The sequence below is a fragment of the Bordetella petrii genome (assembly GCF_020991325.1).
Classification (GTDB): domain Bacteria; phylum Pseudomonadota; class Gammaproteobacteria; order Burkholderiales; family Burkholderiaceae_B; genus Bordetella_A; species Bordetella_A petrii_E.
In genome coordinates, this window is sequence record NZ_JAJMLX010000200.1 from 1 (window position 1) to 8,557 (window position 8,557).

Annotated in this window: 9 protein-coding genes and 1 pseudogene; 1 reads left to right on the top strand and 9 read right to left on the bottom strand. The window is 65.2% G+C overall.

Annotated features, from left to right (window positions below):
- Together LPZ50_RS17745 and rmuC are read right to left on the bottom strand one after the other, a co-directional pair.
- Window positions 1–344 (bottom strand): annotated as a pseudogene (locus tag LPZ50_RS17745) (acyl-CoA dehydrogenase); the annotation flags it as partial.
- A 36-nt stretch (window positions 345–380) separates the two neighbouring features.
- Entirely contained in the window at window positions 381–1,733 is a 1,353-nt protein-coding gene (gene rmuC, locus LPZ50_RS17750) for a DNA recombination protein RmuC (RefSeq protein WP_419195610.1), read from the bottom strand.
- 172 nt (window positions 1,734–1,905) lie between these two features.
- Between rmuC and LPZ50_RS17755 the strand changes: the two genes are divergently transcribed.
- Entirely contained in the window at window positions 1,906–2,622 is a 717-nt protein-coding gene (locus LPZ50_RS17755; RefSeq protein WP_230663181.1) for a PhoP regulatory network YrbL family protein, read from the top strand.
- On the opposite strand, the gene LPZ50_RS17760 is transcribed toward LPZ50_RS17755, so the two are convergent.
- The 7 genes from LPZ50_RS17760 to LPZ50_RS17790 all read right to left on the bottom strand — a co-directional run.
- Window positions 2,601–3,338 (bottom strand): DNA-3-methyladenine glycosylase, encoded by a 738-nt coding sequence (locus tag LPZ50_RS17760; RefSeq protein ID WP_230663165.1) that lies wholly within the window; start codon window positions 3,336–3,338, stop codon window positions 2,601–2,603. The genes LPZ50_RS17755 and LPZ50_RS17760 overlap by 22 nt on opposite strands.
- 2 nt (window positions 3,339–3,340) lie before the next feature.
- Window positions 3,341–3,700: an arsenate reductase gene (locus LPZ50_RS17765; protein ID WP_230663168.1), complete on the bottom strand. Its 360-nt coding sequence runs from the start codon at window positions 3,698–3,700 to the stop codon at window positions 3,341–3,343.
- A complete protein-coding gene (locus LPZ50_RS17770; RefSeq protein WP_230663170.1) occupies window positions 3,697–4,506 on the bottom strand; it encodes an ABC transporter permease subunit in 810 nt (269 codons plus the stop codon). Before LPZ50_RS17770 ends, LPZ50_RS17765 begins: the two co-directional genes overlap by 4 nt.
- A complete protein-coding gene (locus LPZ50_RS17775) occupies window positions 4,503–5,426 on the bottom strand; it encodes an ABC transporter permease subunit (RefSeq protein WP_230663172.1) in 924 nt (307 codons plus the stop codon). The genes LPZ50_RS17770 and LPZ50_RS17775 overlap by 4 nt, the downstream gene beginning before the upstream one ends.
- Window positions 5,423–6,550 carry an ABC transporter ATP-binding protein gene (locus LPZ50_RS17780; RefSeq protein WP_230663174.1) on the bottom strand — a complete coding sequence of 376 codons (1,128 nt, stop codon included), beginning with the start codon at window positions 6,548–6,550 and terminating at the stop codon, window positions 5,423–5,425. The genes LPZ50_RS17775 and LPZ50_RS17780 overlap by 4 nt, the downstream gene beginning before the upstream one ends.
- Before the next feature lie 5 nt (window positions 6,551–6,555).
- Window positions 6,556–7,659, bottom strand: a complete 1,104-nt coding sequence (locus LPZ50_RS17785) for a polyamine ABC transporter substrate-binding protein (protein WP_230663175.1) — start codon at window positions 7,657–7,659, stop codon at window positions 6,556–6,558.
- A 275-nt stretch (window positions 7,660–7,934) separates the two neighbouring features.
- On the bottom strand, window positions 7,935–8,557 hold a 623-nt coding region (locus tag LPZ50_RS17790), incomplete at its 5' end, for a 3-deoxy-D-manno-octulosonic acid kinase (RefSeq protein ID WP_230663177.1).

Here is an 8,557-nt window from a genome sequence, read left to right on the forward strand (position 1 = left end):
ACCTGCGCGCCGGGGCCGGGCTGCAGCCAGGCACGGCAGTGCAGGCCGCGCGCCACGATGCCCGACATCAGCGCGTGCCACGCCGCGTTGAATTCCACCTGGTCGACGCGATGACCGCTGCGGTCGTAGCCCAGCCACCGGGGCGGGCAGCGATTGGCCTGTTCGCCCGCGGCCAGGATATGCGCGCGCCCCAGCCAGGCGCCGTGTTCGCGCAGTTCGGCTGCCCAGGCACCGGCGCCTTCGCGCTGCACGGCTTGGCTCAGGACCGTATCGGTGTCGTACAGCGAATAGTCTTCCAGCGGTGCTGCCTGGTTGAAAACCGTGTGAGTCTGGAAAGGCGACATATCAGCCCCTTTTGCGCATGGCCGCAAAACCCACCGTTAGCACTTTTCATTTTGGGGCGCAAGAGCGGGGGATTCGTCCTCTGTGCCCAGCAGCTTGCGCGCATCATCATCCGGCAAAGCCTCGACACTTTTCAGGTTGCGCAGCATGGCGCGCGTGCGCACTTCTGTTTGCCCCAGCTTGTTGCTGGCCGACTCCAGCGATTTCTTGACGTTGGCGAGCGAATCGCCGAACTTCGCGAATTCTGTCTTTACCGCCCGCAGCACCTGCCACACCTCGGAAGAACGCTGCTCGATGGCCAGGGTACGAAAGCCCATCTGCAGGCTGTTCAGCATGGCCGCCAGGTTGCTGGGCCCCGCCGCATTGACGCGCAGCGACTGCAGCTTGTCGATCAGGCCGGGCCGGCGCAGCACCTCGGCGTACAGGCCTTCGGTGGGCAGGAACATGATGGCGAAATCCGTTGTGTGCGGCGGCGCCACATACTTGGCGGATATCAGGCGTGCCTGCGCTTCAATGGCGCGCGCCAGGGCGGCCCCGGCCGCCCGTTCGGCGTCCGCGTCGGCGGCGTCGCAGGCATCCATCAGGCGCTCGTATTCTTCTTTGGGAAACTTGGCGTCGATGGGCAGCCATACGGGCTCTGCGCCGGCTTCGCGTCCGGGCAGGCGTATCGCGAACTCCACAATGGCATCGCTGCCCGGCACGGTCTTGACGTTGCTGGCGTACTGGTCGGCCGTCATGATGTCCTGGATCAGGCGGGCCAGTTGCACCTCGCCCCAGGTGCCGCGCGATTTCACGTTGGTCAGCACGCGCTTCAAGTCGCCCACGCCGGCCGCCAGTGTCTGCATTTCCCCCAGCCCCTTGTGCACGGCTTCCAGGCGTTCGGACACCAGCTTGAACGACTCGCCCAGGCGCTGTTCCAGCGTGGCGTGCAGCTTTTCGTCCACGGTGCGGCGCATTTCGTCCAGGCGCGTGCCATTGTCGGCCTGCAAGGCCTGCAGGCGCTGGTCTACCGTCTGGCGCACCTCTTGCATGCGGCGGTCGTTCAGGGCCACCAGCCCTTCCAGCCGCTCGCTGAACTGCGCGGCGAAGCGCGCCAGCGACTCGGCGTATTCCGCGCGCGCGGCCTGCGCATCGCGCGACAGCACGCCGCGCAGCGCCTCATGCCCCTGGGACAGTTCTACCCGCAGGCCGCGGGTAGACTCGGCGAACTCGGTGCGCAGCCCGCGCTGGCTTTCGTCCAGGTCGGCACGCAGGGCCCGTTCCAGGCGTTCCAGGCCTTCAACCAGATGCGCCAGGCGCGCATCTGCCGCTGGGCGCAACCACAACGCCACGGCCACGAACAAGGCCAGCACGGCCGCCCCGGCAGTAATCCACGGTAACGCCTCGATCAAGGGCAATCTCCCGAAAGCGTCAATTGTAGGCGTGACCAGGCGGCCAGCGCAGGTTGCACAAAGCGGGCCGAACTTCGACAATCTCGGGAAATCGATTACAGCAATAACCCGAATAGTGCAATACGAATCGTTTACAACAAGTATCGCCACGCACGAGAACCCGTCCCCATCCCTGCAACTGGACTTGCAGGCCCCGCCGTCGGAAGGGTTTACGGCAGTGTTCGGGCCGCTGGACCTGGCGGGCGCCGAAGTACTGGCCAAGGGGGCGGACCGCTACGTATTCCAGCACCCGCATGAACCTTCGCTGCTGATCAAGGTGATCAACATGGAGGCTTATGCCGCCTACCTGGAACGCAAGCCGCTCAAGCGGTTCTATAAGCAGTTCCAGCGCGAAAGCGCATACCGGGTGTACCTGAACGAACTGTCGGAATACGTAACCACCACCACCGTTCCCTCGGGCGTGTGGAATATCCCCATGGCCCGCGTCGTGGGCCTGGCCCAGACCACGCTGGGCCTGGGGCAGCTGGTAGAGAAAATCACCGGCGAAGACGGGCAGTTGGCTCCCACGGTGGCCCATATCATGGCGCGCGACGGCATCAGCGCCGCGCTGGGCGCCCAGCTGGACGCGTTTTTCGAAGACCTGATCGACACTCACATCGTGATCAACGACATGTCGGCCAGGAATATCGCCCTGGGCCGCAACGCCGAAGGGCGCTACGGCATGTACCTGATCGACGGATTCGGCGTGCTGCCGCTGGTTCCTTTGTATGCCTGGAGCAAGCGCCTGAACAAGCGGCGCATGCAGCACAAGTACAAGGCCTGGCGCGCGCGCATGCTGCGCCAGTTCGGCCCGGGGCGCGCGGCCGGTCAGGCCACGATCGCGCCGTAGCGGTCCATCCAGTCGTAGTCGCGCCCCGCTTGCTGCCCGCGCCGCAGCGGGTTGCGCGTGCAGAACGCGGCGTAGGCCGGGTCCACGTAACGGTAGCGCAGATGCTCGTCGCGCCCGGGCGGAATACCGAGGCGCGTCGTGCATACCAGCCGTTCGGGCGCCTGGCCTGCATCTTCGACAAAGAATGCCGCGTGATCGAAGCGCCGCGCATCCCAGTCGGGCACTTTCAGGCCCAGCGCGCGGCACAGCAGTGTCTGCCCCGCGCACAGCCGCGCCGGGGCGCGGGGCTGCCCGCTGGCATCCGGGTTCAGGGCCTGCATGCGGGCCAGCGATTCGGGCCCCGACACCGCGTCCACCCAGGGGTGCCCCGACTTGATCAGCACGGCGTTACCCGGGCCGCCAGCGCTGAAATTCAGTGAATCGCCGCCGCGGGCGTAATACATGTACACCGTGCCGCCGTCCATGAACAGCGCGCGGCGCTTGTGGGTGTAGCCCAGCGAGGCATGGCTGCCTTTTTCGGTCAGATAATAGGCCTCGGTTTCAATGATGCGCGCCGACAGCCACAGGCCGTCCAGGCGACGCCGGATGACCATGCCCAGCAACTCGCGGGCCAGTTGGCAGGGGTCGCGGTCGAAGAAGCTGTCGGGCAGCGCCGGGCCGGGTGCCCGGCCGCGCTGGCGCGCGGGCCCGGACGGCCGGGCGGAAGGCGCGGCCATGCTCAGGCGAAGCGCTCGCCGTAGCGCTTTTCCGAGAAGCCCGCCGTCACTTCGCCATCGGGCGTCACGGTGACGGGGCGCCGGACCAGGGCGGGATATTCGGCGATCAGCTGCGTCCACTCGGCATCGGTGGCCGCGGCCTTGCGCGCGTCGGCCAGGTTGCGCCAGGTCATCGAGGTCCGGTTGACCAGTTTTTCCCAGCCCCCTACTTTGCCGGCCCAGGCCTTCAGCGTGGCGGCCTGGACTGGGTGGTCGCGGTAGTCGATGAATTCGTGGTCCACACCGTGGCTGGACAGCCAGTCGCGCGCCTTGACGCAGGTGCTGCATTTGGCCAGGCCGTACAGGGTAGCTTGATGCTTCATTTGGATTCCGCTTCGTTGCGTTGTTGCAGTCGATTGAGCAGGATGACGCAGGTGCCCACCGCCAGGATGAACAGGGTGGCCAGCGCGTTGACCTCGGGCTTCAGGCCCAGCCGCACCCGCGAGAAAACTTCCATGGGCAAGGTGGTCGAGCCCGGGCCGGACAGGAATGACGCCAGCACCACGTCGTCGAGCGACAGCGTGAACGCCAGCAGCCAGGCCGACACCAGGGCCGGCGCGATCAGCGGCAACGTAATGCGGAAGAACACCGTGAGAGGCGTGGCGCCGAGATCCAGCGCGGCCTCTTCCAGCGAGCGGTCCAGGTCGCGGATGCGCGCCTGAATGACCACGGCCACGAAGGCCATGCACAGCGTCACATGGCCCACCCAGATGGTGAAGACGCCGTTTTCGGCGGGCCAGCCCAGCGTGCCGCGCAATTCCACGAACATCAGCAGCAGCGAAATGCCCAGCACGACTTCCGGAATGACCAGCGGCGCGCTGAGCATGCCCACGTACAGCGCGAAGCCGCGAAAACGGCCCATGCGCCCCAGCACGTAGCCCGCCCAGGTGCCGATGATGACGGCGGCGGTGGCGGTCAGCGCGGCGATCTTGAACGACAGCCAGGCGGCGCTGAGCAGCGCGCTGTCGTTGAACAGCGACCCATACCAGCGCAGCGAAAAGCCGCTCCAGGAGGTAACCAGGGGCGAGTCGTTGAACGAGAACACCATCAGGCTGATGATGGGCGCGTACAGGAAGAAGTATCCCAGCCCCAGCGCCACGCCGCGCGCCGTCTTGTTCGGCCCCTTCATGCCCGGCCTCCTTGCATGGCCGACTCTTGTTGGCGCACCTGGTTGTACTGGAACAGCGCCAGCGGAACCAGCAGCAGCAGCACCATCACGCAAGTCACCGCCGAGGCCATGGGCCAGTCGGCGTTATTGAAGAATTCGTTCCACATCACCCGGCCCATCATCAGGGTGTCGGCGCCGCCCAGCATCTCGGGAATGACGTATTCGCCCACCGAAGGAATGAACACCAGCATGGCGCCGGCGATGACGCCGGGCCGCGACAAAGGCACCGTAATGTGCCAGAAGGCCTGCCACGGACGCGCACCCAGGTCGTAGGCGGCTTCCAGCAGGCGCAGGTCCATCTTCACCAGGTTGGCATACAGCGGCAGGATGAAGAACGGCAGGTAGGCGTAGACCAGCCCGATATACACGGCCAGGTCGGTGCGGTAGATTTCCAGCGGGCTGCTGATCAGGCCGATGCCCATCAGGAATTTGTTGAGCAGGCCGTCGTTGCGCAGAATACCCACCCACGCATACACCCGCAGCAGCAGCGATGTCCAGAATGGCAGGATCACGCCCAGCAGCAGCACATTGCGGATGGCCGGCGACGAACGGGCAATGTAGTACGCGATGGGGTAGCCGATCAGTACGCAGCACACCGTGGTCACGGCTGCCATTTTCAGCGAATTCAGGTACGTGGCCAGGTACAGGCTGTCGGTGAACAGCAGGATGTAGCCGCGCAAGTGCAGGCTGAACTGCACGGCCTCGTCCTTGAACTCGGCCAGCGCCGTATAGGGCGGAATGCCGAATTCAAGCTCTGCAAAGCTGATTTTCAGCACCAGCAGGAACGGCACCAGCAGGAACAGCGTCAGCCACAGGAACGGCGGCACGATAGCCAGGGTGCGCCCCGACGGCATGCAGTCGCGCAAGGCGGGCAGCTTCATGAGGACAGCACCGTGGCACTATCGGCGTCCCAGCTGACGAAAATTTCTTCGTCGATGCCGGGCGCGTCGATCTGGGCCAGTTGCAGGCTGGGCACGCTGGCCTCGACGACCTTGCCGGAATCGAGCCTTACCTGGTACAGCGCGTAACTGCCCATCCAGGCCATGTGGCTGACCATGCCGTGCGCCCAGTTGTAATCGCCTTCGGGCTGGCTGCGCGACACCACCAGGCGCTCGGGCCGGATAGATACATGCACTTCCATGCCCAGGGGTTCGCTGACGCCGTGGCTGACGTACAGCGGCCGGGTGAGCTCGGGGCTTTCGATGGCCACGTGGTCGGGCTCGTCGACCACGATGGTGCCGCTGAGCAGGTTGGTGGAACCGATGAAGCCGGCCACGAAACGCGAATTGGGGAAGGCGTAGACGTCTTGCGGCGTGCCGCACTGCACGATCTGGCCTTCGGTCATGACGGCCAGGCGGTGCGCCATGGTCATGGCTTCTTCCTGGTCGTGCGTGACCATGATGCAGGTGACGCCCACCTGTTCCAGAATCTTGACCAGCTCGATCTGGGTTTTCTGGCGGATTTGCTTGTCCAGCGCCGACATGGGCTCGTCCAGCAGCAGCAGCTTGGGCCGCTTGACCAGGCTGCGCGCCAACGCCACCCGCTGCTGCTGGCCGCCCGACAACTGGCTGGGCTTGCGGCGCGAATACCCCGCCATCTGGACGAGGTCCAGCGCCTCGAACACGCGGTCGTGGATCTCGGCGCTGGCCACGCCTTCCTGCTTCAGGCCGAAAGCCACGTTGGCCTCGACCGTCATGTGCGGGAACAGCGCGTATGACTGGAACATCATGTTCACCGGCCGCCGGTAAGGCGGAATGCCGGTGATGTCTTCGCCGTCCAGCATGATCTGGCCCGAGGTGGCTTCCTCGAAGCCGGCCAGCATGCGCAGCAAGGTGGACTTGCCGCAACCGGAACTGCCCAGCAGGGCGAAAATTTCGTTGCGCTTGACGGTGAGGTTCGCCGAGCGCACGGCGACCACGTCGCCGAAAATCTTGACCAGGTCGGACACCCGGACGAACTCGTCCGGGTCGACCGAATGCTGTGCCGTGTAACGGCTGTCGCTCATGATGGCTATCGTCCGGACTTCAGTTCGGCCCACATGCGGGTTTGCAGGCGCTGGATTTTCATGGGCTGGGCCTTGATCACGTACAGCGTCTTGGCCACATCGGCGGGCGGGTAGATCATGGGGTTGTCGGCCACGTCTTTCACCACGAATTCGCGCGCCGACTTGTTGGCGTTCGGGTAGAACATGGTGTTGGTGATGGCCGCGTGCACCTGGGGCGTTTCAATGTAGTTGATGAACGCGTGGGCGGCCTCGGGGTGCGGCGCGTCTTTGGGAATGGCCATGACGTCGAACCAGGCCGGCGCCCCGCCCTGCGGAATGAAGTAATTGATTTCGTAGGGCCGCTTGGCTTCCTGGGCGCGCTTGCGCGAGATCATTACGTCGCCCGAGAACCCATACACCATGCACAGGTCGCCCACGGCGAGTTCATCGATATAGCCCGACGAGCTGAACTGGCGGATGTACGGCCGGATTTGCTTCAGCAGGGCCAGCGCGGCCTTGTAATCGTCGGGGTTGTCGCTGTTGGGGTCTTTGCCCAGGTACTTCAGCACGGCCGGAAATACCTGAGCCGCCTCGTCCAGCACCGAAATGCCGCAGTCTTTCAGCTTGGCGGCGTTTTCCGGCTTGAACAGCATGTCCCAGCTGGCCAGGTCGGCGTCATTGCCCATGATCTCTTTGACCTTGGTGACGTTGTAGCCCAGGCCGTTGGTGCCGTAGCCCCACGGAATGACGTGCTCGTTGCCGGGGTCCACCGAGGCCACCAGCGCCATGATGTCCGGATCCAGGTGCTTCCAGTTGGGAATCTTGGATTTGTCCAGCTTCTGGTACAGGCCGGCCTGGATCTGGCGCGAGGCGTAGTGGGTGGACGGCACCACGACGTCGTAGCCCGACTTGCCGGTCAGCAGCTTGGCCTGCAGGGTGTCGTTGTTATCGTAGACGTCGTAACGCACCTTGATGCCGGTTTCTTTCTCGAAACCGGGAATCGTGTCGGGAGCCGTATATTCGGCCCAGTTATAGACGTTGACGACCTTGTCCTGCGCCCACGCCCCCGAAACGGCCGCCGCCGCCAGCGCCGCGCCCAGCGCCCAGTGTTTTCCCGCCGCGATGTTCATTGCGAGCCCCTTGCCACACAGTGTGCGAAATTTGCTAAAGGGCAAAATAATAAAGCCTTTTTACGGGGGTTTGTGCAGGGAACACTGAAGAAGCCGCCGTCTTTGCTTGCGGACAGGCAGTGGCGTTGGCCGGTGTCAGGCACCCTGCGGGAGCCAGACACCCACCATGCAATTCGGTGAGCCTGCCGTCGGGAGCCAGACACCCATCATGCAATTCAGTGAGCCTGCCGTCGGGTGTCAGGCTCCCGCAGGGTGCCTGACACCGGCATTTCCGCTCAGTCCAGGCAGGTGCGGTACGCCTGGTCCAGCCGGCTCCAGAAGGCCAACCCCTTGTCGCCCCCCACTTTCTGCAGCGAACGCCGCAGGCGCAGCAGATTGGCGCGGCGCGCGCGGGCGGACACGCCGCCGGCCGTGCCGCGGTCGAAATCGATCAGCCAGGCATGCCCCTGCGCGTCCAGCAGGATATTGAAGGCGTTCAAGTCGGCATGCCATACCCCGTGGCGGTGCATGGCGGCGATGGCGCTGGCCGCGGCATCCCATACCGGTTCGTCCAGCAAGTGGGCCAGCGGCCGCACCTGCTCGATGCGCTCGACCAGGATGGCGGCACGATACGCCAAACCTTGGCGCCAGTAAGCGGCCGCCAGCGGCGCGGGCACGTTCAGGCCGCGTTCGCGCATCCAGGCCAGCAGGCGGTATTCACGAAAGCTGCGGGTGCGCGCCTCGCCCTGCCAGAAGTAAGCATCGCGGCTGATGCGCGCCACCAGTCCGCCCCGGCGGTACCCGCGCAGCACGCCCTGCCACCCCTCGCCCCGCACGAACCAGGCTGCCTGCCTTCCGCCGGCGTCCACCGGGCGTGCGTGTTCGCCGTACCAGGCGGGATCCAGCCAATGCGGGGCGG